Here is a 25,731-nt window from a genome sequence, read left to right as displayed (position 1 = left end):
TCAGCTCTCCTGTCGCTGGCGGCGGGTGGTGGGCTGGGTGACCCGGTCGAGCATCAGGCCGAGGCAGACGATCGCGGCTCCGGCGACGAGCCCGGTGGCCAGGTCGCCCTGGGCGAGGCCGAGGACGACCTCGTAGCCGAGTGCGCCCGATCCGACGAGTCCGCCGATGATGACGACGGCGAGGACCAGGACCACGGCCTGGTTGACCGCGAGCAGCAAGGAGGGCCTGGCCAGGGGAAGCTGAACCTGGCGGAGCTGCTGGCCGGTCGTGGCGCCGAGCGAGCGGGCGCACTCCATCGCGGCCGGGTCGACGCCCCGCAGCCCCTGGGTGGTGATGCGGACCACGGCGGGCAGCGCGTAGACGATCGCCGCCGCTGCGGCGGGGGCGCGGCCGACGCCGAAGAGTGCGACGACGGGGATCAGGTAGACGAACTGCGGCATGGTCTGGAAGACGTCCAGGACCGGTCGCAGCAGCCGTTCCAGGCGTTCGCTGCGGGCCGCTCCGATCGCGATGCCGAAGCCCAGGACCAGGGTGACCGCCACGGCGGCGAGGACCTGGCTGAGGGTGTCCATCGACGGCTCCCACACGCCCAGGACACCGATCGCGGCCATGGCGAGGACGGCGGTGGCGGCGGTACGCCAGGTGCCTATGGTCCAGGCGAGGGCGGCGACGATGAGCAGCACCGACCACCAGGGCAGCCCGGTGAGCCCGCTGCGCAGCGGGTTGAGGACGCCGCTGGTGAAGTGGGAGGCCAGGTCGGCGGTGCCGCCGACGACGGGCACGCCGGTGTAGAGGTGGTCGACCATCCAGTCCTTGGCGGTGTTGACCGGTCCGGCGATCGCCACGGTGACGTCGTCGGGCCAGACCCGGCCGTCGGTGAGCCGTCCGACGAAGGCGACGGCGGCGATGACCACGGCGGCCAGGGTCCAGCCGCGCCGGCCGCGCAGGAGGGCCGGCCCGGCGGGCTCGGCGCCGATGCGGCGGCCCGCGGCCTCCGTCGTACGGTCCAGGACGACGGCCAGCAGCACGATCGGGATGCCGGCGGCGAGGGCGGCGCCCACGTCGACGGAGGACAGCGCCTGGTAGACCCGGTCGCCGAGGCCGCCGGCGCCGATCACCGAGGCGATGACGGCCATGGAGAGCGCCATCATGATGGTCTGGTTGAGCCCGAGGAGCAGCTCCCTGCGGGCCAGCGGCAGCCGGGCCGTGAGCAGCCGCTGCCGTCCGGTCGCACCGAGCGAGGCGACGGCCTCCATGACGCCGCCGTCCGCGCCGCGCAGGCCGAGCGCGGTGAGCCGCGCCATCGGCGGAGCCGCGTAGACGACGGTGGCGAGGACCGCTCCGGGCACGCCGATGCCGAAGACCAGCACCACGGGGAGCAGATACGCGAAGGCGGGCAGCACCTGCATGGTGTCCAGCACCGGGCGCAGCACGCGGAACGTTCGGTCGGAGAGCCCGGCGGCGAGGCCGAGGAGAAGTCCGAGGACGACGGAGGCGAGGACCGCGACGACCATCAGGGCGAGCGTCTGCATGGTCGGCACCCACATGCCGAGCAGCCCGCAGGCCAGGAACGACACGGCCGCGGTCAGCGCGAGTCTGATGCCCGCGGCCCGCCAGGCGACGGCGGCGGCCAGCACGGTGACTCCGGCCCAGCCGAGCGCCAGGAGCACCAGGTAGACGGCGCGTACGGAGAGCACGACGGCGTTGCTGATGTGGCCGAAGAAGTAGAGGAAGAGCGGGTGGTCGTCCCGGTTGGAGACGATCCAGTCGGTGACCTCGCCGAGCGGCGCCGAGAGGTCGGCGGTCAGCGCGTCCGGCCAGATGCCGCCGCCCCAGCGGCTGTGGACGAGGGGGACGAGGATGACGGCGGCGAGCGCGAGGAGCAGGAGCTTCCCGGCGGCCGGGCGTTCGCGGAGGGCGGCCAGCGGCCCCCGGCGCGCGCCCGCTTGGGCGGGGCGGCCGGGGGTGGCCTGGGCGGTGGCCATCAGACGGCCACCTCGCGGGGGCCGTCCGGAGCGTCGGGGGCGGTCGCCTTGTCGGGCCCGGTCGTGCCGGCCACGACATCCAGTAGGCACGCGTGGTCGACGACGCCCACGAGCCGGCCGCCGTCCATCACCCGGGCGATCGGGTCGCCGGAGCGGGAGACCGCCTCGATGGCCTCGTACACGGTGGCCTCGGGGCGCACGGCCGGGCCGCTCTCGCTCTCCCCGGCGAGCGCGGGGCGCATCGCGGTGGTGACGGTGAGGACCTGCTCGCGCGGCACGTCGCGGACGAACTCGGCGACGTAGTCGTCGGCGGGCGAGCCCACGATCTCCTCGGGCGTGCCGAGCTGGACGATCCCGCCGTCGCGCATGAGCGCGATCCGGGTGCCCAGGCGCAGCGCCTCGCTGAGGTCGTGGGTGATGAAGACCATGGTGCGGCCCTCCTCGCGGTGCAGCCGGACCACCTCGTCCTGCATCTCTCGGCGGATCAGCGGGTCCAGGGCGCTGAACGGCTCGTCGAAGAGGAGGACGGAGGGGTCGACGGCGAGCGCACGGGCGAGGCCGACGCGCTGCTGCTGGCCTCCGGAGAGCTGCGAGGGGCGGCGGTCCTCCAGCCCGGCGAGGCCGACCTTCTCCACCAACTCGGCTGCCTTGGCGCGGCGTTCGGCCTTTCCGAGGCCCTGGATCTCCAGGCCGTAGGCCACGTTGTCCAGCACCGTGCGGTGCGGCAGAAGGCCGAAGTGCTGGAAGACCATCGCGGCGCGGTGGCGGCGCAGTTCGCGTAGCCGGGAGCGGTCCATCGCGAGGACGTCCTCGCCGTCGATGGCGAGGGTGCCGCTGGTGGGCTCGATCAGCCGGGTCAGGCAGCGTACGAGGGTCGACTTACCGGAGCCCGACAGCCCCATGACGACGAAGACCTCCCCCTTGCGGACGTCGAAGGAGACATCGCGTACGGCGGCGGTGCAGCCGGTGGCCTCGCGCAGTTCGGCGGGCGGGAGGGAGGCGTGCTCGCTGCCGGGAATGCGGTCGGCCTTGGGGCCGAAGACCTTCCAGAGGTTGCGTACGGAGAACACGGCGTTCTCGTCGGCGACCTCAACTGTGGCCTCGGTGGCCTTGGTCGCGGTCATCGGGCATCACCTCCGGTGCTGGTACCGGTGACCGGGACGGCGTCACGCGCCTGGTCGGCAAGGAGTTCGGCGCACTTCTCGCCGACCATGAGGACTCCGATCATCGGGTTGACGGCGGGCATGGTCGGGAAGACGGACGCGTCGGCGATCCGGATGCCCTGGAGGCCACGGATGCGCAACTGCGGGTCCACGACGGCCTCCTGGTCGTCGGTGGCGCCCATCTTGCAGGTGCCCGCCGGGTGGTAGACGGTGTGGGCGACCTTGCGGGCGTACTCGCTGATCTCCTCGTCCGAGGTGACCTCGGGACCGGGGCAGACCTCGCGGGTGAGCCAGTGGGCCAGCGGTTCGGTGGCCGCGATCTCACGGGCGAGCTTGATGCCGTCGACGAGGGTGCGGCCGTCGTAGTCGTCCTCGTCGGTGAAGTACCGGAAGTCCAGGGCCGGCTTGACTTCGGGGTCGGCGCTCGTGAGGTAGAGGCGGCCCCGGCTGCGTGGCTTGGGGATGTTCGGCGTCATCGAGACCCCGTGCTCAGGCTTCTCGTAGCCGAGCCGCTCCGGGTTGTCGGTGAACGGGATCTGGTAGAAGTGGAACATCAGGTCCGGGCCCCGCGATCCGGGGTCGCGGCGGACGAAGAGTCCCGCGTCGGAGTCCATCGCGGAGTTCTCCGGGATGGGCCCGTCGGTCTCCCAGACGATGACGGACTCGGGGTGGTCGAGCAGGTTCTCGCCGACGCCCGGAAGGTCGTGGTGGACGTCGATGCCCAGCGCCTGGAGGTCCTCGCGCGGACCGATCCCGGAGTGCAGCAGCAGTCGCGGGGTGTCCACCGCGCCCGCGCAGACGATGACTTCGCGGGCGGCGCGCAGGAGGGTCTCCTCGCCGTCCTTCGTCCGGACGTGTACGCCGGTGGCGCGGGTGCCGTCGAACTCCAGCCGGTACGCCCAGGTCTCCAGCAGAATCCGGAGGTTGGGACGGTCACCGGCCTCGATGTGCGGGTGGAGGTAGGCGACCGAAGCCGAGGAGCGCTTGTTGTTCTCCGGGTGGTAGGCCAGGTCGAAGAAGCCGACGCCCTCGTGGAACGGCTTGCTGTTGAAGCTGTCCACGCGCGGGACCCCGGCCGCCGCCTGGGCGGCGTCGACGAAGTCGCGGGCGATGGCGTTGCGGTCCTTCTCGTCGACCGGGACGATGTTGTTGCGCAGCTTGGCGAAGTACGGGGCCATCGCGGCCGCGTCCCAGCCCTCGGCGCCCGCCTCGGCCCACTCGTCCCAGTCGCCGGGCAGCGGCTTGAAGCTGATGAGGGTGTTGTGCGAGGAGCAACCGCCGAGGACCCGGGCCCGGCTGTGCCGGATGTGGGAGTTGCCGCGCGGCTGCTCGGTGGTGGGGTAGTCGTAGTCGAGGTCGCCGCCGAGGAGGCCGAGCCAGCGGCGCAGGGTCAGCACGTCGTCGCGGTCGATGTCGGTGGGGCCGCCCTCGATGACCGTGACGGTGACGTCGGGGTTCTCGGTGAGCCGGGAGGCGATGACCGATCCGGCGGTGCCGCCGCCGACGATCACGTAGTCGGCCACGGGGCCTTCGGGGTCGGGGACTGCGGTGCTGCGGGGCGTGGGAGGCATCGGTCACTGCTCCTTCTGCAAGGTTCGTGCGTGTGCGTGGTGCTGCGAACAGCCGGGCGGGGCACCCGGGTTCAGTCGTTTCGGGACCCCCGCAGGGGTCAGCCGGCGAACCAGCGCTGGGGGCGCGGGTTGAGGTTCTGGTAGATGTGCTTGGACTCGCGGTACTCGGCGAGCCCCGTCGGGCCGAGCTCGCGGCCCGTACCGGACTTCCCGAAGCCGCCCCACTCGGCCTGCGGGAGGTAGGGGTGGTAGTCGTTGATCCAGACGGTGCCGTGGCGCAGCCGTCCGGCGACCCGGCGGGCCCGGCCCGCGTCCGTGGTCCACACGGCGCCGGCGAGGCCGTAGTCGGTGTCGTTGGCCAGCGTGATGGCTTCTTCCTCGGTACGGAAGGTCTCGACGGTGAGGATCGGGCCGAAGGTCTCCTCGCGCACCACCTTCATCTCCCGGTGGCAGCCGTCGAGGACGGTCGGCCGGTAGAAGTAGCCGCCTTCGGGGCGTACGTCGCTGGGCTCCGGGCGTTCGCCGCCGGCCCGGACGATCGCGCCCTCCTCGCGGGCGGAGGCGACGTACGCCTCGACCTTGGCGAGCTGCTGGGCGGAGACGAGGGGGCCGCACTCCACGCCGTCGAGGGTGCCCCGGCCGAGGCGGATGGCGTCGGCGCGGCGGGCCAGCTCGGTGACGAACCGCTCGCTGATCGTGTCCTGGATGATCAGGCGGGCCCCGGCGGAGCAGACCTGGCCGCTGTGGAAGAAGGCGGCGTTCAGGGCCTGGTCGACGGCGGTGTCGAAGCCGTCCTCGGTGGCGCAGGCGTCGGCGAAGACCACGTTGGGGTTCTTGCCGCCGAGCTCCAGGGCCACCTTCTTCACGGTGGGCGCGGCGGCCTGGGCCACCTTCGTACCGCTGGCGAGGCCGCCGGTGAAGGAGACCAGGTCCACGTCCGGGTGCTCGGAGAGCCGGGCGCCCACGGGGTCGCCCGCGCCGGTGACGAGGTTGGCGGCACCGTCGGGCAGGCCGGCCTCGGCGAGGAGCTTGATCAGGTGGACGGTGGAGAGGGGGGTGACCTCGCTGGGCTTGAGCACGAAGGTGTTGCCGGCGGCGAGGGCCGGGGCGATCTTCCAGCTGGCCTGGAGGAGGGGGTAGTTCCAGGGGGCGATCAGGGCGCAGACGCCGACGGGCTCGTGCACGACGATGCTGTGGACGTCGGGGTCGCCCGCGTCGACGACCCGGCCGCCGCTCTCGTTCATCACGAGGTCGGCGAAGTAGCGGAAGGCGTTCGTGACGTCGTCGACGTCGACCCGGCCCTCTTCGAGGGTCTTGCCGGTGTCGCGGCTCTCGGTGATCGCGATCTCCTCGCGGTCCCGCTGGAGCAGCTCGGCGACCCGGCGCAGCAGTCCGGCCCGCTCGGCGACGGGCTTGTGCGGCCAGGGGCCGTCGTCGAAGGCGCGCCGCGCCGCCGCGATCGCCGCATCGGTGTCCTCGGCGCCGCCCTCGGCGACGACGGCCAGGACGGTGGCGTCGGCGGGGTCGAGGATCTCGCGCGTCGCGCCTGATCCGGCGGCCCGCCAGATGCCGTCGATGTGGATGGTGCTGAGCGCCGACATGTCGTGTTCTGCCTTCCGTACCCGAAGTACCCTCGCCGGTTCGGCCGAGGGCGTTTTGTGCGGTGGACCGGGGTACGGCCACACCAGCGGTCGGGGCCCCTCCCCCGTCCGCCGGAATGTATGCCAAGAATTTCACTCTGGGTGACGCACCTCACTCGCGAGGCGCGTGCGGACACCTGTGGGCACCCCTCCAGGGGTGCGGCGTCGGGGTGCCTGTGGACGGCGCGCGGCGAACCGGTCCGGGGCTCCCCGGGTCTCAGCCCAGCAGCACCGGGAAGGCCGCCATGTCGTTCTGCGTCATCACCGGAAGCTTGGTGATCTCCGCGTCAGGGGCGGCGAGCCGCAGTCCGGGGAAGCGGGCGAACAGGGCGGGCAGGGCGACGGCCGCCTCCACGCGGGAGAGAGCGGCGCCGGGGCAGATGTGGGGGCCGTGGCCGAAGGTCATGTGGCGGTTGCGGGTGGCGCGGGTGATGTCGAAGGCGTCGGCGTCGTCGCCGTGCTGCTCGGTGTCGCGGCCGATGGCGCGGTAGGAGATGACGACGCCCTCACCCTGCTTGACCACGGTGTCGCCCACGGTGATGTCCTCGGTGGCGAACCGCATCAGGAGGTGGGTGGTGGGGGTGTCCCAGCGCAGAGTCTCCTCGATCACCGCGTCCCAGCCGACCTCGCCGGAGAGCACCTTCGCCAGTTGGTCCGGGTGGGAGAGCAGCGCGCGTACGGCGTTGAGGATGAGCCCGATGGTCGTCTCGTGCCCGGCGGCGACCATGGCCTTCAGGTTGCCCACCACCTCCTCCTCGGTGAGCGGCTCGCCGCCCTCCTCGGCCAGGATCAGCGCGCTGGTGAGGTCGTCCGTCGGGTGCGCGGTCTTCTCGCGTACGAGGTCGGTGTAGAAGACGTCGAGCTCGGCGAGGAGCGCGAGGCGCTCTTCCTGCGGGGTGAGCATGGAGAAGAACGCCTTGTACTGCCGGGTCAGCATCGCGTGCTGGGACTCGTCGACGCCCATCAGCAGGCCGACGACGCGCATCGGGAGCGGCTGGGCGAAGACGGCCTTCAGGTCGACGACCCCGTCCTCGCCCCGCGCCGCGTCGAGGTCGTCCAGTAGCTCGTCGGTGAACTTCTCGATGGTCGGGCGGATCGCTTCGAGCCGCCGGGGGGTGAGCGCCTGCGCGGTCTTGGTGCGCAGCCGACGATGCTCGGCCCCGTCCACGGTGAACATGGAGCGCCCGGCGTCGATCATGCCGATCAGCGGCCACGCGTGCGTGACCACCCCGCTCCGCCAGAGCCCCCAGACGTTGATGTCCTTCACCAACCGCGGGTCGACCAGGAGTTGACGCGCCTCGGCGTGCCGGGTGACGGTCCAGGCGGGGACCCCGAGCAGCTCGATCCGGGCGAGCACACCGGCGTCGCGCAGCCGCGCGGTCTCACCGTCCAGGTCCTGGACCATGGGGTCGATGGTGATGGTCCCGGCGTCCCGGTCGGCTTCCGCGGCTCCGGTGTGCGGGCATTTCACAACGCGTCTCCTGTCGTGCGAACGGGGGTGAAGCGGACGGGCAGCGCGGTCATCCCGCGCAGGAAGGCGGAGGGCCTGCGCACCAGCTCCGTCGCCGGGACGGCCAGTTCGAGGTCGGGCAGCCGGTCCAGCAGCACCTCGATGCCGGTACGGGCGATGATCTCGGCGATCTCCTGCGCGGGGAAGGGGCAGCGGTACTCGCCGTGGCTGAACGCCATGTGGGCGCTGTTGCCACCCCGCCCGGAGCGGACCGCCTGGTCCGTGACCTGCTGCCGGATGTGCGGATCGGCGTTGGCGGCGCCGAGGCCGAGGAGCAGCATGTCGCCGCGGGCGATGTTCTGCCCGCCGAGCCGGGCGTCGCGCGAGGCCCACCGGCCGGCCAGGATCTGGGTCGGGCCGTCCTCCCAGAGCACCTCGTTCATGGCTTCGGCGACGCTGTGCCGGCCGCCGGAGAGGGCGTCCGCGAACTGGTCCTCGGTGAGCATGAGCCGGGTGGAGTTGCTGATCCAGTCGGCGGTGGTCAGGTGCCCGGCGGCCGTGATGGCCATGAGGTCGAGCGCGTACTCCTCGTCGGTGAACGCTTCGGGGTGGGCGAGCATCCGTGAGGTGACGTCGTCCCCGGGGTGGGCCCGCTTGGCCGCGACGAGCCGGTGCATGTGCTCGCCGAAGCGCAGGTGGGCCTTCTGGGCGCCGGGCCCGCCGTCGGCCAGGTCCTTGAGCACCTGGGCGATGTCGGCGCCCTCGTCGTCGGGGAAGCCGACGAGCCGGGCGAGCACGAGGACGGGGAGCGGCTCGGCGAACTCGGCGACGAGGTCGGCGGTGCCCCGGCTGCACACGGCGTCGATGAGCCGGTCCGCCAGTTGCTCGCAGTGCTGCCGGATCTCGAAGGGGTCGGCCGCTTCGAGCGCCGGGACGACCATCTCCACATGGCGCCGGTGCTCGGCTCCGGCGGTGAAGTAGATGGACGGCATGGGAGTTCCCACCATGGGGAGCAGCGGCCAGTCCGCAGGGATGTTCTCCCACTGGTTCCACAGGGAGACGTCCCGGGGGTACAACTCCCCGTCGCTGGTGACCTGGTGGAGTTCCCGGTAGCCGATCACCAGCCAGGCGGGGAACCCGCCGGGCAGCTCGACCGGGACGACGGGGCCGTGGTCGCGCCGCATCGAGCGGTAGAGCACCTGGGGTTCGGTGTGGAAGGCGGGCCCGCTGAGCGGAACGGCTCCCTTGTCGTAGCCCATGGGGCAGCCATCACCTCCACCGGCCGGGGGCACGGGCGTGGCGGACGAGGGGTTCGTCATCGTACGGACTCCAGTAGCGACGGCTTCGCGCGTTGCGACCATACGATCAACGCGGCACCACTATAAGGAGGTTCCGTCAACCGGTGGGGCGGAATCACGCCCTTTCCCGCCCGCTCCCGCCCACTTCTCCATGCCGCTTCGATCACTCCCGTACGACATCTGCGCAGCTTTGATCACAAGTCCACACCGGACCCGTCGCCTCCGGATCAGCGCCGGTACGCCGTCCCCTCCCCGGTCCGGTACCCGCCCCCTCATCACCCGGTAGCCGACGTGCACGTCATGAACCTGCGCAAGAAGGTCGAGCCGGCTCCCCGGCGGCCGGTGCGCCTGCTCACCGTCTTCGGGGTCGGCTACAAGCTGACCGGCCCGGCGAAGGCCGCACGGCGTGCGTAGGGACCTGTCCTCCCGGGTGCCGTTGCGGCGGAGCCTGCTGGGGCGGCTGCTCGGCGTGTCGGCGCTGGTCGCCGCGTGTTCGGTGGCGGCCACCGCCTGGCTCGCCGTCCAGACGACCTCGGGCGCGATCAGACAGGAGCAGGGCCAGAACCTCACCGCCGACGCCCGGATCTGCGACACCCTGCTCGGCTACGCGGCCCGCCACCCGACCTGGGACGGGGTGGACGCGACCGTACGGGAGCTGGCCGAACAGTCGGGCCGGCGCGTGGCGCTGACCACGCGGAGCAGGCAGCCGCTGGCCGACTCCGCCACCGCGGCGACTTTGCCCGCGCTGCCGCCGGAGGCCTCGGCGGTGGTCGACCCGTTGTCCGTGGACACCGTGCTGGCCGCCCGGAGCACCGAGGGACAGGGCACGGCCGCGGACCGGGTCGACCCGCGTGCGGTGGGGCCGTTCCTGCTGCCGGCGGCCGAGCGCGCGGCGCTTCGGCGGACCGCCGACCGGCAGGCGGTGTGCCCGAACCGGGCGGGGATCGCCGCGGACGCGGTCGTCGGGCCGAGCGGCCGGCCCCGGGTGCAGATGGTGGGCAACGACCCCGAACGGGCGTTGGGTACCCGCTGCGATCCCTCGGACCTGGACAGCCCGACCCGTACGGAGAAGAAGGCGCTCACCGCGCTCAACGACCTGGCCGACGCCTGCCTGAAGCGCCAGGGCCGCGGCGAGGTGCGGCTGAACCAGGACCTCTCCTGGGGCGGGGCGGCCGCCGTGCCCGTGCCCGGCCCTGCTCCCCGGCCCGCTCCTGTGCCGAGCGACGCGCGCGAGGCGGGCCCCGCCCCGGCGGTCGAGCCGCCCCGGGAGTTCACCGGGGAGGACGACCGGGCCATCGCCTCGTGCGTGGGGACGGCACGCAGCGAACAGCTCAGCTCGTACGTGGCCTCCCCCGCGCTCCTGTTCATCGGGGACGAGGGCGGTGCCACGGTGCCCGGCTTCGACCTCTCCCCCGCCAACACCGCGAAGATCGCCGGTGCGGCGGCGCTGGTCCTGGCGCTGACCGTGGGCGCATCAGTGCTGGCGGGCGCCCGGCTGGTCCGCCCGCTGCACGCGCTGACCGGGGCCGCACAGCGGATGCGGGACGGTCAGGAGCACGCCTCCGTGCCGGTCTCGGGGGACGACGAGATCGGCCGGCTGACCGCCGCGTTCAACGACATGTCGGCGCACCGGGCGCGTCTGGAGGAGCAGCGCAAGGCCATGGTCAGCGATGTGGCCCATGAGCTGCGCACCCCGCACCCAGGTCACCATCCCCTCCCTCAAGATCAGCAGCTCGCTCATGCGCCTTGGGCTCAACGCGGACGGCACGGTCGAGGTCCCGCCCGCGGAGAAGGGCATGACGGCCGGCTGGTACACGGGCGGAGCCGTACCCGGCCGTCCTGATCGGCCGTCCTGATCGGCCACAACGACACCCGCTTCGGCCGGGCCGTCTTCCACGACCTCAGGGACATCCGCAAGGGCGCCGAGGTACGCGTCCGGAACGGCGACGGGAAGTCGCTGCGCTTCACCGTCACGGGCAAGGAGACCGTAGCCAAGAACGCGTTCCCCACCGAGCGGGTCTACGGTGCCACCAAGAGCAGCACGCTGCGGCTGGTGACCTGCGACGGCGCGTTCGACGCGGAGGGGCACCCCGTGGACAACCTCATCGTCTACGCCGCGCTGGGCTGATACGCCGAGCTGAACCGGGCGCGGTCGGGCGGGTCCATGGCCGAATCCTGATGGCATCCGACCGGACAGACTCACGGCATCCGATGTCTACCCGTGGGTAACTCCCGCTGCTTTGATGGGTGTCACCCGGTACGCCCCCACTCATTCAGCAGGAGACCTCGTGCCGCACTCCACGTTCCGCCGCCTTTCCGGCGTGGCCCTCTCCGCCGCGATCGCCGCCGTCCCGCTGGCCGTGAACACGCCCCAGGCCGCAGCGGCGACCACCGCCGACACCCCGTCGCTGCGGGTGCTCTCGTACAACGCGTTCATCTTCAGCAAGACCCTGTACCCCAACTGGGGCCAGGACCACCGGGCGGCAGAGATCCCGAAGACCTCGTTCTTCCGGGGCAACGACGTGGTCGTGATCCAGGAGGCCTTCGACAACGGGGCCTCCGACGCCCTGCTGCGGAACTCCGCCGCCCAGTACCCGTACCAGACCCCGGTGGTCGGCCGGAGCAAGAGCGGCTGGGACGCCACGAGCGGCTCGTACTCGGCGACGACCCCGGAGGACGGCGGCGTCACGATCCTGAGCAAGTGGCCGATCGTGCGCAAGGAGCAGTACGTCTTCAAGGACGCCTGCGGCGGCGACTGGTGGTCCAACAAGGGCTTCGCCTACACCGTGCTGAACGTCAACGGCACCCGTGTCCATGTCGTCGGCACCCACGCCCAGTCGACCGACCCCGGTTGTTCGGCGGGCGAGGCCGCCCGGATGCGCAGCCTCCAGTTCAAGGCGATGGACGCCTTCCTGGACGCCAAGAAGATCCCGGCCGCCGAACAGGTCATCGTGGCGGGCGACTTCAACGTGGACGGGCACTCCGCCGAGTACGCCTCCTTCCTCAAGGACGCGGACCTGACTGCGGCCGACACCAAGACGGGCCATCCGTACTCCTTCGACACCCGCGACAACTCGATCGCCGCCGAGCGCTACCCGAACGACCCCCGCGAGGACCTGGACCACGTCCTGCACCGCGCCGGCCACGCGAAGCCGTCGGGCTGGAAGAACGATGTGATCAAGGAGCAGAGCGCCCCCTGGACGGTCTCCAGCTGGGGCAAGAACTACACATACACGAACCTCTCCGACCACTACCCGGTGATCGGCTCCGCCAACTGACACCGCGGTCCGCCAACTGGCGCCCGCAGATGAAACGATCAGGACCCCAGCCCCGGCCGTGAAGGACCCGCTTCATGAGCACCGCCCCCCAGTCGTCGTTCCACCTCCTCCCCGGAAACCCCGACTCCCCGGTACTGCTGCACGTGCCGCACGGATCCCGGACGATTCCCGAGGAGGTACGCGGCGGAATCCTGCTGGACGACGGAGCTCTGGAGCGGGAACTCGACCACATCACCGACTCCCACACAGCCGAACTGGCCACCCGCGCGGCCGAGTCCTGCTCGGTTCGGCCCTGGCGTTACGTCAACGCCCTCTCCCGCCTGGTCGTCGACCCCGAACGCTTCCCGGACGACCGCGAGGAGATGCGCGCCGTGGGCATGGGCGCGGTCTACACACACACGACCCACCGCGAACGCCTGCGCGCCCCGGGCGCGGACCAACGCCCCCTGCTGGACCGCTACTTCCACCCGTACGCGCAGGCCATGACGGAGGCGGTCGACGCCCGGATCGCCGCCACGGGTCGCGCGGTGATCGTCGACGTCCACTCCTACCCGGCGGCGCCGCTCCCGTACGAACTCCACGGCACGGGCCCCCGCCCGCCCGTCTGCCTGGGCACCGACCCGTTCCACACCCCGCCGGAGCTAAGCGCCCTCGCGGAGGAGGCGTTCGCCGGTTTCGGCGGGACGGGCGTCGACAGCCCGTTCGCCGGAACGTACGTCCCGCTGAAGCACTACGGCACGGACCGCCGGGTCACGGCCCTGATGATCGAGATCCGCCGCGACACGTACATGACCGAGCCGGGCGGGCCCGCGGGACCTGGACTCGACGCGCTCGCGGGGGCGCTGGCGGAGCTGGTGGGGGCGGTCAGCCGGCCTTCTTCCAGTCCTGGCAGCCGGTGGACTTGAAAATCTCCCCGTTGTTGACGGTGACCCGCCCGCTGCCCCCCAGGTTGCCGTTGGCGATGACGGCGTCGAACTCTCCGCTGGAGTTCCTCGCGCGCTCCCAGTAGCAGCCGAAGGAGTCCCCCGGGCCGGCCGTCCTGTACGTACCGGCGCGCATCTCCTCCTCCACCAGGTATTCGCCGTCCCCTCCCACGGTGGTGGGCGGCCCCTTGGGCTTCGGCGGCTTCGGCGGTGACAGTGGCCGTCTTCGTGACGGTGACCTTCGGACCGGGCACCTCCACCTCCTGGTCACGGTCCTGGTCAGGGTGACCTTCGGGGTGCGACCGGCGTTCGAGGTCTCGGCCCGGGCCTCGTCGTCCGAGATGCAATGCCGACGCCCAGGAACAGGACGACGGCCCCGACGGGCCCGTGGGTCACCCAGGCCTTGCCTCGCGACGGCTTCCGCGGAGCAGGGGGCACGGGCGGAGTCCCTTGCGGAGGCGCTCCCCACGGCGTGGTGGGCCGGCCGTGCTGTTCGGGGTACTGGTGCTCGTCGGGCTGTTGCGGGTTCATGTGTGTGCTCCACCGCTCCACGCACGAGATCCCCAGCTGGTCGACGGCGCTCCTGGTGGGCCGCCCCTTCGAACAGCTCGCCGACGACACGCGTAACGAGACCCTGCTGGGCTACCGCTCGTCCTTGCACGGCACGAGGCCGGAGATGCTCGCGACCGACTCGGAGGCGGCGGAGCTGGACGGACTCGTGGAACGGGTGCGCGGCTGGCTCGACAACGGGATCGCCGCAGGTGAGATCGGATTGAGCGCCCGGTTCAACAAGAACGGCGACAAGACGGTGCAGCGACTCAGTCAGGCCGGGATCGCCGCGGCTCGGCTGCGGGGGGACACCGTCGCGGAGGCGGACGCCGTACAGGTCGGCACCATGCACGCGTTCAAGGGCCTGGAGTTCCGGTGCGTCGCGGTCATCGGCGTGGGTGCCGAGGCTCTGCCGTATCCGAAGGCGGTGACGCCGCTGGAGGTGGACCGCCTTCAGCACGCCGTCGATCTGCTGGCGGAACGCTGCCTGCTCTTCGTGGCCTGCACGCGGGCACGGGACGATCTATACGTGTCGTGGACCGGCGAACCGAGCGCTTTTCTGGTGGAGGCGGGGGTCGGGACGGAGAACATGCCGTCCCCGACGCCGTCAGAGGCCCCTTGAGCCCCTTGAGTAACAGTGCGTCTTCCGTTACGCACGATGCGTAGCTAAGCTCCCCCCCGTCCGGCTCGAACCGGGGGGAATATGTCAGAGGTGCTTTACGGCTGGCTGTTGGCCGCCGTGTCGGAATTCGGCCGTCAGACGAAGATCAAGTTATCCGGTGGCGGCAGCGCCGAGGCATCGATCCGTGGGCCGCTCGAAGTTCTGCTTCAGGCTGTGGGAAAGCGGCACGACCAACATGAGGTCACCTGGCATGACGAATACCGCCTGGCCGATCTCGGTGTTCGTCCCGACTATGCCGTACGCGCCGGCGGTGACCTGACGGGCTACATCGAGCTCAAGCGGCCCGGGCTGTCCGTCGACCCGGAAACGTTCGGCGGGAGGAACCGGGAACAGTGGGAGAAGCTCCGGAACCTGCCCAACCTGCTCTACTCCAACGGGACCGAGTGGCGCCTGTTCCGTGACGGTCGGCAACTGGGCGAAACCGTTCACTTCAAGGGCACTCTCGGGAGCGCGGGAGAGAAACTGGCGCCCGCTGATCCTGCCGCCTTCGACGCTCTGCTGAAGGTGTTTCTCCACTGGAAGCCGCCCCACATCTCCAACGTCTCCCGGTTGGTCCAGCATCTCGCCCCGCTCTGCCGACTCCTGCGATCAGCCGTCCTGGAACAACTCGCCGCTGAGGCCAAGTCGTCGGACCCCGACGACGACCTGCGCGCCAGGCCGTTCACCGGCCTCAAGAACGAGTGGCGGCGACTCCTCTTCCCCACCGCCGACGACGCGACCTTCGCCGACGGCTACGCGCAGGCGGTCACCTTCGCCCTGCTGCTCGCCCGGTCGGAGGACATCCTCCTCGAAGGGGTCGGCCTGCACGACGTCGGCCGGAGCCTCAATGCGGATCACGCGCTCATGGGCCGGGCGCTGCAGCTGCTCACCGACAACGTCAACGAACGCTTCAGCGTTACGCTCGACCTGCTGCAACGCACGATCGCCAAGGTGAACTGGCCGGCGATCAGAACCGGAAACCGGGATGCGTATCTGCATCTGTACGAACACTTCCTCACCGTGTACGACCCGGATCTGCGGCAGAAGAGCGGCTCGTACTACACCCCGTACCAGGTCGTGGAGGACATGGTGCGCCTCACCGAGGACGTGCTGTGCACGCGCCTGGACCAGCGGGCCGGATTCGGCGAGGAGGACGTACGCATCGTCGATCCGGCGATGGGCACGGGCACGTACCTGCACACCATCATCGACCGGGTGGCGGAGCAGGCCTCCGACCGTTCGGGCCCCGCCATGGCCTCCGACGCGATCTCCCGTCTCGCCTCACGCCTCTACGGCTTCGAGCTGCAGATGGGCCCCTTTGCCGTCGCCGAGCTGAGGACGTCGGACCTGCTGAAGCGTCACGGCTCGGCGCTGCCCGACGGTGGGCTCAGTCTCTTCGTCACGGACACCCTCGACAATCCGTTCGTCGAGGAGGAGCACCTGTCCTACGACGCACTGTCCGCCTCACGGCGCCGGGCGAACCGGATCAAGGCCAGCACCCCGGTGAACGTGGTCATCGGCAATCCCCCGTACGACGACAAGGCCGAGAACCGCGGAGGGTGGGTGGAGAAGCGCGGAGGGGGTCAGGAACCCCCGCTTCTGGACGGTTTCCGGCTGCCGGGCAACGGCCGCTATGAGCACGTACTCAAGAACATGTACGTCTACTTCTGGCGGTGGGCGACCTGGAAGGTCTTCGACGCCCACCAGAACGACCGGCATGGCGTCGTCTGCTTCATCAGCCCCTCCGGGTGGGCCACAGGACCGGGCGGCCGGGGAATGCGGAGCTACCTGCGGCGGACGTGTGACGAAGGCTGGATCATCAACCTTTCCCCCGAAGGGCACCGCGCCGAGGTCGCCACGCGCGTGTTCCCGGGCGTCGCCCAGCCGCTCGCGATCTGCATCTTCGTACGGAGGGCCGGGGAGGCGGTGGAGGGAGGCGACCGTCGGGCCCGCGTGCACTATCGCGCCGTCGCAGGTAGCCGCGACGAGAAGTTCCGGCAGTTGCGCGGCATCCGGCTGGACGACGAGGGGTGGAGGGAGACCCATTCAGAAGGAGTGGATCCGTTCACACCATCGACCCGCTCGGGCTGGCAGGACTTCCCCGCGCTGAGCGAACTTCTGCCCTGGAATACCCTGGGGATAACCGCGAACCGATCCTGGTCCAGCAATCCGTCGGCGGAGACTCTGCGACGGCGCTGGGCGAGGCTGGTGCGTGAGTCGGACCCGGCGACCAAGTCGGTGCTGTTCAAGGAGACCTGCGACCGCACCCTGACCAGCAGGACAGAACCGCTGCCCGGGGTGCCCACCCGCTCCGGCACGGTGAACGACGAGGCGGACACCCGTCCGGAGCTTGTACGCATCTCCCTCCGCAGCTTCGACCGGCAGTGGCTGATCTCGGACAACCGCGTACTCGACTACCCGCGGCCAAGTCTCTGGGCATCAGCGCAATCAGGCCACCAGCTCTTCCTCAACCAGCAGTCCTCGCACGAGATCGACTCCGGCCCGGCGGTCGTGGCCACCCACCTCCTGCCGGATACGCACCACTTCAACGGCCGAGGCGGCCGTGTCATGCCGCTCCTGCACCCCGACGGCTCACCCAACGTCGCCCCGGGCCTGTTGGCTCACCTCACGCGCGTCATGGGTGCGGGACCGGTGGGGGCGGCGGACCTGGCCGCGTACATTGCGGGCGTCACCGGACACAGCGGCTTCACCGAACGCTTCGCGGAGGAGCTGCTCACACCCGGCGTGCACCTGCCGCTGACCCGGGACCCTGATCTGTGGCACAGAGCGACGGCGCTGGGCACCGAAATCCTGTGGGCCTCGACCTACGGGCAACGATTCAGCGATCCGACGGCCGGGCGTCCCCTTGGCGAAGTCCGGTTCTCCTCGGGCGACGAGCGACAGGTCCGCTACCTGTCCAACATCGGCCGCGACGTCCCTGACCACGTGCGGTACGAGGCGGAGACTCAGACGTTACGTCTGGGCGAGGGCTCCTTCGCTCCCATACCGCCAGCCGTCTGGTCGTACCACGTCGGCGGGATGAAGGTCGTCAACAAGTGGTTCGGATACCGAAAGGCGAAACCGACCAGCAAGAGGACAAGCCCCTTGGACGATCTCCATGTGGAGAGTTGGCCGACCGAGTGGACGAAGGAGCTGGTGGAGCTGCTCTCCGTACTGCGCCGCATCACGGACCTGGCCCCGGCCCAGGGCGATCTCCTCACCGACATTCTGGCGGGGCCCGTTTCCACGCGTGAGGAACTGATCACGGCCGGTGTCATCTTCGCGAGGGAAGTCGACCGCAAGCCTCGCCATCGCCCGGTCGGCACGCTCTTCACCGACTCGGAGGAAACGTGACCCCGGCGCCGGCCCTCACGTTGTGCGCTGCGCCCCGCGAAGGGCCTCATCGAACGAGATCGAGCCCTGCGCGAGTCGACGTACTGCCCGTGTGAACTGCGGTGCTGACGCTTCGTTGGCTGCCGCGAACCGGGCCACCTCGCTCAGCCGGAGCTCAGACGACTCGTACAGACGCCGATAGTGAAGGGCCGCCCCCAGATCGGTCACCCCCCACTGATCGCCGCTCCGTTCCGTGAGTTTCAGCCAGGCGAGGAGGGCGGCATCAGCAGCGAACAGTTGCAGGTCGATGCCTCGTGCTGCTGCGGTTTCAGCGCTGTCGATGCTGTGGGACGGGTCGGTCAGACCGGCGGTGACCAATTCATCCAGGAGTTGCCACTGCGCATCGGTGAGGTCCACGTGGGGCAGAGGGACGGGAGAGTGCATGCCGTCATGCCTAGCACACCGGGGTGGAGTCCATCCGCGACGGTGCTGTCCGCCCGTCGCGTGGGCGGAGCCGCACCACCGCCGAGGCGCAGCCCCGCCCACGCCACCGCCGGTCAACCGCTCAGAAGAACACCCCGCACCGCAGCAGCACGTTCGCGTACGGCCGGGCCTCCCCCGTCCGTACGACCAGGCGGGCCGACTCCGTGCGGGCCTTCAGGTCGCCGTGCGGGATCAGTTCCAGGTCGGGGAAGCGGTCGTCCAGGAGGCGGGTGGCCTCCGGGTTGGCGTCGCGTACCTCCAGGGCCGCCGTCGCTCCCTCCACCACCAGCTCGTCGAGCAGGCCGTCCAGGACCTCGGCGAACGACGGGGTTCCGGCGCGGAAGGCGAGGTCGACCACGCGGGGGCCCGGCGGGATCGGCATGCCCGCGTCGCAGATCAACACGGTTTCGCCGTGGCCGAGTTCGGCGATGGCTCCGGCCAGGTGGCGGTTGAGGATGCCGGACTTCTTCACAGCGCGTCGACCTCCTCCAGCGTCGGGAAGGACGCCTGGGCGCCTCGCGACGTGACGGCCGCCGCCCCCACTCGTACCGCGAAGGCCGCCGCCTCCCGCAGGTCGTCGCCCCGGCCCAGGCGCCAGGCCAGGGCGGCGGTGAACGCGTCCCCGGCCCCCGTCGTGTCGACCGCCTCGACCCTTGGGCTGACCAGGTGGTTCAGGGAGTCCGTGCGGCTGTCGGCCACCAGCGCGCCCGCGGCGCCCAGGGTGATGACGACCGAGCGCGGGCCCAGCGCGAGCAGGGCCGGGGCCCAGTCGTCCGGGGACCCGCCCGCGGTCTCGCCGAGGATGTAGCGCGCCTCGTGCTCGTTGACCACCAGCGGATCGCAGGCGGCCAGCACCTCGTCGGGCAGCGGGGCGGGCGGGGACGGGTTGAGGACGAGGCGGGACCCGGGATCCAGGCGGCGCGCCGTCTCCGCGACCGTGTCCAGAGGGATCTCCAGCTGTACGGAGACCACCCGGGCGGCGGCCAGCAACGGGGCCGCCGCAGTCACGTCCTCGGGGGTCAGGCGGCCGTTGGCGCCCGGGGACACCACGATGCTGTTGTCGCCCGAGGGGTCGACGGTGATGAGCGCGACGCCGGTCGGGGCGCCGCCGACCAGGACGCCGTCGGTATCCACGCCCGCCACGCGCTGACTCTCCAGCAACAGCCGCCCGTGGTCGTCGTCGCCGACCCGGGCGAGCAGCGCCGTACGGGCTCCCAACCGGGCTGCGGCTACTGCCTGGTTGGCGCCCTTACCGCCCGGGTGAACGGCCAGGTCGGAGCCGAGCACCGTCTCACCGGGGGCGGGGCGGCGTTCGACGCCGATCACCAGGTCGGCGTTGGCCGAGCCGACGACCAGGAGGTCGTAACGGTCGTCGCCGGGGGCGTTGTCGGGCATGTCTCTGCTTCCTGCTTTCGTCGGTCGGTCGGGGCTACAGGGCGGGGTCAGGAGAAGTCGGCGACGTTCTCGCGGGTGACCACCTTGACCGGCACCTTCACCGTCTTCTCGACCTGCTCGCCCTTCGCCGCCTTGACGGCGTTCTGGACCGCGATCCTGCCCAGCTCGCTGGGCTGCTGGGCCACCGACGCGTACAGCGTCCCGGCCTCGACCGCCTTCAGGCCGTCCGGGGTGCCGTCGAAGCCGACGACCGACACGGACGTGCCGGCCCTGCTGCCGAGCGCCTTGACCGCGCCGAGCGCCATCTCGTCGTTCTCCGCGAAGACGCCGGTGATGCCCGGGTGGGACTGGACCAGGTTGGTCATGACGTCCAGGCCCTTGGTGCGGTCGAAGTCCGCGGGCTGCTTGGCGACCACCTTGATGTCCGGGTACGCCTTGAGCCCCTCGGTGAAGCCCGCTCCACGCTCGCGGCTGGCAGAAGTGCCGGCTGTGCCCTGGAGGATGACGATGCTGCCCTTGCCGCCGAGCTTGTCGGCGAGCGCGTCGGCGGCGAGTTTGCCGCCCGCCACGTTGTCGGAGGCGACGAGGGTGGCGGCGTCGGCCTTGTTCACGCCGCGGTCGGCGGCGATCACCGGGATGTCGGCCTTGTTGGCGCTGCGGACACCCGGGCCGACGGCGTCCGAGTCCACCGGGTTGACGATGATGGACGAGACTCCCGAACTAGTGAAGTTCTGGAGCTGGTTGGCCTGCTGGGAGGCGTCGTTCTGGGCGTCGGTGACGGTGAGGTCGATGCCCGCCTTCTCGGCCTCGGCCTGTGCGCCGTCCTTCATCTGCACGAAGAAGGGGTTGTTGAGCGTCGAGAGGGACATCCCGACCTTCGTCGCACCCCCGGACGAACCGGAGTTGAAGTAGGACACCCCGCCGACGACCACCGCCACGGCGAGGGCCGCTCCGGCGAACCTGAGCGCTCCCCTGCGCCCGGAGCCCGGTGCGCCAGGGGCCGTTCCGGCCGAGGAGACCGCGCCTGAACCGGCCTTGCGGCGCAGGGTGTCGAGCAGGACGGCGAGCGCGATGACGACGCCGATGACGACCTGCTGCCAGAACGCGGAGACCGAGAGGAGGTTGAGGCCGTTGCGGAGGACGGCGAGGATCAGCGCGCCGATCAGGGTGCCGGACGCCTTGCCGACGCCGCCGGCCAGGCTGGCGCCGCCGATGACGACCGCGGCGATGGCGTCGAGTTCGTACCCCTGGGCGGCCTGCGGCTGGGCGGAGACGAGGCGCGAGGCCAGGACGATGCCGGCGACGGCGGCGAAGAGGCCGGAGAGCGCGTAGATGACGATCTTCTGACGCTTGACGCGGAGACCCGAGAGCCGGGCCGCCTCCTCGTTGCCGCCGATCGCGTACATCGAGCGGCCGATGAAGGTACGGCCGAGGATGAGCGCGGTGATCAGGCCCATCGCGATCATCACGAGGACCGGTACGGGGAGCCAGCCGCCGAGCGTGTCGCCGAGCCGGGACACGGAGTCGGGGAAGGCGATCGGGCTGCCTTGCGAGATGACGAGCGATAGCCCGCGAGCGATCGACAGCATGGCCAGCGTCGCGATGAACGGCGGGAGTTTGCCGTACGAGATGAGGGCGCCGTTCACGAAGCCGCAGGCGATGCCCGTGACGATCGCGAGCACGACCGCGAGGACGACCGGGACGCCGGCGGACGTCGCCGACCAGGCCAGGACCGTCGCCGACAGGGCCGCCACCGAACCGACGGACAGGTCGATGCCCGCCGAGACGATGACGAAGGTGACGCCGAACGCGAGGATCGCGGTGACGGCCGCCTGCACGCCGACGTTCAGCAGGTTCTGGGTGGTCAGGAAGTCGCCGGAGAGCAGCGACATCGCCACCACCAGGACGACCAGGGCGCTGAGGGCGCCGTTGTCGAGCAGGACGCGGCGTATCACGGAGGTGCCACCCGCGCCCGTGTCACTCTTGAGTGTCTCAGTGGCCACGGGGGCCCTCCTCTTCTTCCTTCTTCGGTGCGGGGTGATTCTTCGATGCGTGGGGTTCGTGGGGTTCGTGCGTCACGACGGCGGAGACCGCGAGGGCCATGACGGCGTCCTGGGTGGCCTCGGCGGCGGGGAGTTCGCCGGCGATCCGGCCCTGGGCCATGACCAGCACCCGGTCGCTCATGCCGAGGACCTCGGGCAGGTCGCTGGAGATCATCAGGACGGCGTGGCCGGATGCGGTGAGCTCGTTGATGAGCTGATAGATCTCGACCTTGGCGCCGACGTCGATCCCCCGGGTGGGTTCATCGAGGATGAGCACCCGGGTGTCGGCCAGCAGCCACTTGCCGATGACGACCTTCTGCTGGTTGCCGCCGGAGAGGGTGCGAACGTGCTGGCCGAGGCCGGACATGCGGACGCCGAGCTGCTGAGCGATGCGGGCAGCCGCCGTACGCTGCCCCTTCAGGTCCACGAGCCCGGAGCGGGTCGCGGAACGCAGGGTGACCAGGCCGAGGTTCTCCTGCACGGAGGCGTCCAGGACGAGGCCCTGGCCCTTGCGGTCCTCCGGTACGAGGCCTATCCCGGCGCCCATCGCGGCCGGCACGTCGTGCCGGGTGAGACGTTCGCCGCGTACGTCGACGGTGCCCGCGTCGTACGGGTCCGCGCCGAAGACCGCGCGCGCCACCTCCGTACGACCGGCACCGACGAGTCCGGCGAGACCGACGACCTCACCGGCGTGCACGTCGAAACTGATGTCATGGAAGACCCCGCCCCGGGTGAGTCCCTGGACGGACAGCAACACCTCGCCCGTGTCGGGGCGTTCGCGCGGATACTGCTGCTCGATGCTGCGGCCGACCATGAGCCGGACGAGCTCGTCCTCGGGTGTCGAGGCGGGCACCTGGTCGACGCTGCGGCCGTCGCGGAGAACGGTGACGCGGTCACCGAGCGCGGCGATCTCCTCCAAGTGGTGGGTGATGAAGACGATCCCGACGCCGTCCGTGCGCAACTGCCGGACGATCGCGAAGAGTTTGTCGACCTCCTCGGAGGTCAGCACGGCGGTCGGCTCGTCCATGATCAGAACGCGTGCGTCGAGGCTGAGCGCTTTGGCGATCTCGACCATCTGGAGCCGGGCGATGCCCAGTTCGCGGACCTTGGCATCCGGGCGCACGTCGACGCCGACGCGGCGCAGCAGCTTCTCCGCGTCCGCCCGCATACGCCGGTGGTCGATGAGACCGAAGCGGCGCGGCTGACGGCCGAGGAAGATGTTCTCGGCCACCGTCAGATCGGGTACCAGGTTGAACTCCTGGTAGATGGTGGCGATGCCGAGCCCCTCGGCGTCCTGCGCGTCGTTGATGCGCACCTCACGGCCCTCGGCGAGGATCCGCCCGTGGTCGGGACGGTAGGCGCCGGAGAGCATCTTGATGAGGGTGCTCTTCCCGGCTCCGTTCTCGCCGAGCAGGACATGGACCTCGCCTCTGCGTAGGTCGAAGTCGACGTTGTCGAGAGCCACGACGCCGGGGAAGGTCTTGCGCAGACCCTCGATGCGCAGCAACTCGTCGGAGGATTGCACCAGTTGTTTCTCCGGTGCGGTCACCGGTCGCTCCTCTGGTCGGTCGCGTCCTGTCCGCACGAGCGGCGTACGACGAGACGGGCGGGCAGGGTGACGGACTGCGGGGTCCGTCCTTCGATCAGGTCGGCCAGCGCGCGTACGGCGGCGCGGGCCAGGTCCGCGGTCGGCTGGGCGATGGCGGTGATCGGCGGGGCCGTGTGGACGAACCACGGGATGTCGTCGAAGGCGGCGAGCGCGATGTCGTCGGGAACCCGCAGTCCCCGGGCCCGGATCGCGTCCAGCGCGCCGAGCGCCATCAGGTTGTCGGCGGCGAACACGACCTCGGGCGGCTCGTCCAGGGCGAGGAACCCCTCGGTGGCCCGCCGTCCGCTGGCGGCCTGGAAGTCACCCTGCCCGATGTAGGCGTCGGGGAGCGCGAGGCCGAGCTCACGCATCGCGTCCCGGAAGGCCTCGACGCGCTCGTTGCCGGTGGTGGTGGCCGCGGGCCCGGCGATGATCGCGAGCCTGCGGTGGCCGAGGCCGTACAGGTGCGCCACCAGGTCCTTGACCGCACCCGTACCGTCGGCCCGGACGACGGGCACGTCGATGCCGGGGATCCAGCGGTCCACGAAGACCATCGGCGTACCGCTCAGCGCGACCTCCCGCATCAGCGGGGAGCCGCCGTCGGCGGGCGAGACGAGCAGCCCGTCGATCCTTCGGTCGATGAGCGTGCGGATGTGGTGGTCCTGGAGGTCGGGCCGCTCGTCGGCGTTGCCGATGATGACGCTGTAGCCGAGCGCGCGGGCCTCCTCCTCGACGAAGCGGGCCAGCTCGGTGAAGTACGGATTGAGTACGTCACTGATGACCAGGCCGAGGGTGCGGGTCTGCGCGGTGCGCAGCGAGCGGGCCACGGCGTTGGGTCGGTAGCCGAGGACGTCGACGGCGGCGAGGACGCGGGTGCGCGCCTCTTCGCTGACGGACGGATGGCTGTTCAGCACCCGCGAGACCGTGGCGACGGAGACCCCCGCCTGGGCCGCGACATCTTTGATGCTCGCCATGTCCGGACCACCTCCTTGTGGTTTCCGTACACCTCGAAACCAGGGGGCGGACCGCTCGCACGACGCCGTGGAATCGATTACAGGGATGATTGGAATCGATTACATGGCTGAAAACAAGACCCCCCTCCGTGTCCGAGACCGGATCGTGACAGGAGGAGGGCGGGGGAGGGTTCAAACCGCCGGGCTACGCGCTCCGGGTCGGCAGCCAGGTGTCGACGACCTCGGCGACCAGGGCGGCGCCACGGCTGTTCTGGTGGATGTGGCGGTCGTGAGCAGAAGACCTCGGCGCCGCGAGATCGTGTCGAGGCTGTGGCGCAGCACGGCGGTCCGGAGGAGGACGCCGACTCCGGCCGCGGGCGTCGGCGCCCGGTACGGGATCGGCGGCGGGTCCGCCTGGCGTACCTCCTCGACCTGGCGTTCATGGAGCGGGAGGCAGGCCGCGTCGCCGGCGGTGGCGACCTCGGCGATCATCCGGCTTACGTCTGCGATGCCTGCGCGGGCGCTCCGTCGAGTTGTTGGCCGAGGACCGGGAGCGACAGCAGACTGATCGCCGCGTCGGTCTCCGTTCGCAGCCGTTCGACAACGGGTCCCAGGCACTGCTGGAACCAGCCGGCCGAGGGGCGCTCGGGGAGGTGTTTGCGCTTCGTGACCCGCTCGACGGGGTAGCCGGCGAGGCTCGCTCGGGCGTCGTTGGTCCCGATCAGCACGGTGATCACGTCGGGCGGGTCCGCGACGACGGGATCGAGGCGCCGCAACAGGTTGTAGGCGAAGTCGCCGTTGGCTCCGAAGCGGGCGATCGGCAGGTGGCCTGGAGGGTGGCGCCGTTCGAGGAGGTCCAGGTAGTCGACGCTGTGCTGCGCGCGGGTGAGGCAGTCGCCGAGGCACGCGACGCGTGTCGTCACGGCGCTGGCGGGCCGGGCGTACCGACGTGCTCGGTGGGGAGGGCGTCGGTCCGGGAACGGTGGTCGGTGCCGAGGCCGGCGGTGACGGCCAGGATGGACGCCGGCCCCGCCATGTCGACCGCGTGCCATGCCCCGGCCGGGTTGACGGTAGCCTCGCCCGGCCCGAGCACAACGCGCTCGGGCACCCCGTCCACGTCGCGGGTGACCGTCACGGACCCGGTGAGGCAGACGACCAGTTCGTCGCCGGCCGGGTGGCGCTCCCAGTGGTCGCCGGGGCCGTCGCCGTCGAAGATGGCCACCATCCGGCCCTCGCCACCGTCCGCCGCGACGGCGGCGCTGTATGCCTGGAGCACCTCAGGGTCCCAGGCGAAGCCCTCGACGGGTTTCGCTCGCGATCCCAGCCCGAGGTGCACGGGGGTTGTCCGCAGGTCGATGGCGTTGCGTTCGTGGTTGACGAGTCTCATGCGGACGATCGTCACAGGACGGCGTCCGGGC

17 protein-coding genes and 5 pseudogenes are annotated in these 25,731 nt (G+C 70.9%); 7 read left to right on the top strand and 15 right to left on the bottom strand.

The annotated features are described in order from the left end of the window. The 6 genes from AMK21_RS08665 to AMK21_RS08640 form a co-directional block, all read right to left on the bottom strand. Positions 1–1,986 carry an ABC transporter permease gene (locus AMK21_RS08665; RefSeq protein WP_073875873.1) on the bottom strand — a complete coding sequence of 662 codons (1,986 nt, stop codon included), beginning with the start codon at positions 1,984–1,986 and terminating at the stop codon, positions 1–3. After that, complete coding sequence (locus AMK21_RS08660; protein WP_073875871.1) at positions 1,986–3,110, bottom strand: quaternary amine ABC transporter ATP-binding protein; 1,125 nt, start codon at positions 3,108–3,110, stop codon at positions 1,986–1,988. Before AMK21_RS08660 ends, AMK21_RS08665 begins: the two co-directional genes overlap by 1 nt. Further along, positions 3,107–4,720, bottom strand: a complete 1,614-nt coding sequence (locus AMK21_RS08655) for a GMC family oxidoreductase (RefSeq protein WP_073875869.1) — start codon at positions 4,718–4,720, stop codon at positions 3,107–3,109. The genes AMK21_RS08660 and AMK21_RS08655 overlap by 4 nt, the downstream gene beginning before the upstream one ends. 98 nt (positions 4,721–4,818) lie before the next feature. Next, positions 4,819–6,321: an aldehyde dehydrogenase family protein gene (locus tag AMK21_RS08650; RefSeq protein ID WP_073875867.1), complete on the bottom strand. Its 1,503-nt coding sequence runs from the start codon at positions 6,319–6,321 to the stop codon at positions 4,819–4,821. Positions 6,322–6,577: 256 nt separating this feature from the next. Then, a complete protein-coding gene (locus tag AMK21_RS08645; protein ID WP_073875865.1) occupies positions 6,578–7,831 on the bottom strand; it encodes a cytochrome P450 family protein in 1,254 nt (417 codons plus the stop codon). Next, positions 7,828–9,129: a cytochrome P450 gene (locus tag AMK21_RS08640; RefSeq protein WP_073875863.1), complete on the bottom strand. Its 1,302-nt coding sequence runs from the start codon at positions 9,127–9,129 to the stop codon at positions 7,828–7,830. Before AMK21_RS08640 ends, AMK21_RS08645 begins: the two co-directional genes overlap by 4 nt. Positions 9,130–9,396: 267 nt before the next feature. Here AMK21_RS08640 and AMK21_RS37050 point away from each other — a divergent pair. The 5 genes and pseudogenes from AMK21_RS37050 to AMK21_RS08615 form a co-directional block, all read left to right on the top strand. Then, positions 9,397–9,522, top strand: a pseudogene (locus tag AMK21_RS37050) (winged helix-turn-helix domain-containing protein); the annotation flags it as partial. Positions 9,523–9,544: 22 nt separating this feature from the next. After that, positions 9,545–10,804: pseudogene (locus AMK21_RS08630) on the top strand (HAMP domain-containing protein); the annotation flags it as partial. Between the two features lies 1 nt (position 10,805). After that, a pseudogene (locus AMK21_RS08625) lies at positions 10,806–11,236 on the top strand (class F sortase); the annotation flags it as partial. A gap of 160 nt (positions 11,237–11,396) precedes the next feature. Then, a complete protein-coding gene (sph, locus tag AMK21_RS08620) occupies positions 11,397–12,386 on the top strand; it encodes a sphingomyelin phosphodiesterase (protein ID WP_073875861.1) in 990 nt (329 codons plus the stop codon). A gap of 74 nt (positions 12,387–12,460) precedes the next feature. After that, positions 12,461–13,291, top strand: a complete 831-nt coding sequence (locus AMK21_RS08615; RefSeq protein WP_073875859.1) for an N-formylglutamate amidohydrolase — start codon at positions 12,461–12,463, stop codon at positions 13,289–13,291. Here the strand turns inward: AMK21_RS08615 and AMK21_RS35860 are convergent. Continuing rightward, entirely contained in the window at positions 13,251–13,481 is a 231-nt protein-coding gene (locus tag AMK21_RS35860; RefSeq protein WP_234421876.1) for a hypothetical protein, read from the bottom strand. The genes AMK21_RS08615 and AMK21_RS35860 overlap by 41 nt on opposite strands. 369 nt (positions 13,482–13,850) lie before the next feature. On the opposite strand from AMK21_RS35860, the pseudogene AMK21_RS08605 reads away from it, so the two are divergent. Then, positions 13,851–14,480, top strand: a pseudogene (locus AMK21_RS08605) (3'-5' exonuclease); the annotation flags it as partial. Between the two features lie 213 nt (positions 14,481–14,693). After that, a complete protein-coding gene (locus AMK21_RS08600) occupies positions 14,694–17,873 on the top strand; it encodes a type ISP restriction/modification enzyme (RefSeq protein WP_234421874.1) in 3,180 nt (1,059 codons plus the stop codon). A 15-nt stretch (positions 17,874–17,888) separates the two neighbouring features. Here AMK21_RS08600 and AMK21_RS08595 read toward each other — a convergent pair whose 3' ends face one another. The 8 genes and pseudogenes from AMK21_RS08595 to AMK21_RS08560 form a co-directional block, all read right to left on the bottom strand. After that, entirely contained in the window at positions 17,889–18,269 is a 381-nt protein-coding gene (locus tag AMK21_RS08595) for a hypothetical protein (RefSeq protein ID WP_073876742.1), read from the bottom strand. A gap of 148 nt (positions 18,270–18,417) precedes the next feature. Next, positions 18,418–18,807, bottom strand: a complete 390-nt coding sequence (gene rbsD / locus AMK21_RS08590; RefSeq protein ID WP_073875855.1) for a D-ribose pyranase — start codon at positions 18,805–18,807, stop codon at positions 18,418–18,420. Further along, positions 18,804–19,730 carry a ribokinase gene (locus tag AMK21_RS08585; RefSeq protein ID WP_073875853.1) on the bottom strand — a complete coding sequence of 309 codons (927 nt, stop codon included), beginning with the start codon at positions 19,728–19,730 and terminating at the stop codon, positions 18,804–18,806. Before AMK21_RS08585 ends, rbsD begins: the two co-directional genes overlap by 4 nt. 47 nt (positions 19,731–19,777) lie before the next feature. Continuing rightward, positions 19,778–21,733, bottom strand: coding sequence for a substrate-binding domain-containing protein (locus AMK21_RS08580; protein WP_073875851.1), 1,956 nt, complete (start codon positions 21,731–21,733; stop codon positions 19,778–19,780). Then, positions 21,723–23,321, bottom strand: a complete 1,599-nt coding sequence (locus tag AMK21_RS08575; protein ID WP_073875849.1) for a sugar ABC transporter ATP-binding protein — start codon at positions 23,319–23,321, stop codon at positions 21,723–21,725. Before AMK21_RS08575 ends, AMK21_RS08580 begins: the two co-directional genes overlap by 11 nt. Further along, positions 23,318–24,334 carry a LacI family DNA-binding transcriptional regulator gene (locus tag AMK21_RS08570; RefSeq protein WP_073875847.1) on the bottom strand — a complete coding sequence of 339 codons (1,017 nt, stop codon included), beginning with the start codon at positions 24,332–24,334 and terminating at the stop codon, positions 23,318–23,320. The genes AMK21_RS08575 and AMK21_RS08570 overlap by 4 nt, the downstream gene beginning before the upstream one ends. Before the next feature lie 184 nt (positions 24,335–24,518). Then, positions 24,519–25,236, bottom strand: a pseudogene (locus AMK21_RS08565) (SGNH/GDSL hydrolase family protein). Further along, the gene (locus tag AMK21_RS08560) at positions 25,233–25,700 is read right to left on the bottom strand and encodes a cupin domain-containing protein (protein ID WP_073876740.1); all 468 of its coding nucleotides are present in this window, start codon (positions 25,698–25,700) and stop codon (positions 25,233–25,235) included. Before AMK21_RS08560 ends, AMK21_RS08565 begins: the two are co-directional and overlap by 4 nt. Positions 25,701–25,731: the final 31 nt, after the last annotated feature.

The sequence above is a fragment of the Streptomyces sp. CB00316 genome, from assembly GCF_001905595.1.
Classification (GTDB): Bacteria; Actinomycetota; Actinomycetes; order Streptomycetales; family Streptomycetaceae; genus Streptomyces.
The sequence above is the reverse complement of the archived record's forward strand: the minus strand, read 5'-3'. Positions and strand labels throughout refer to the sequence as shown.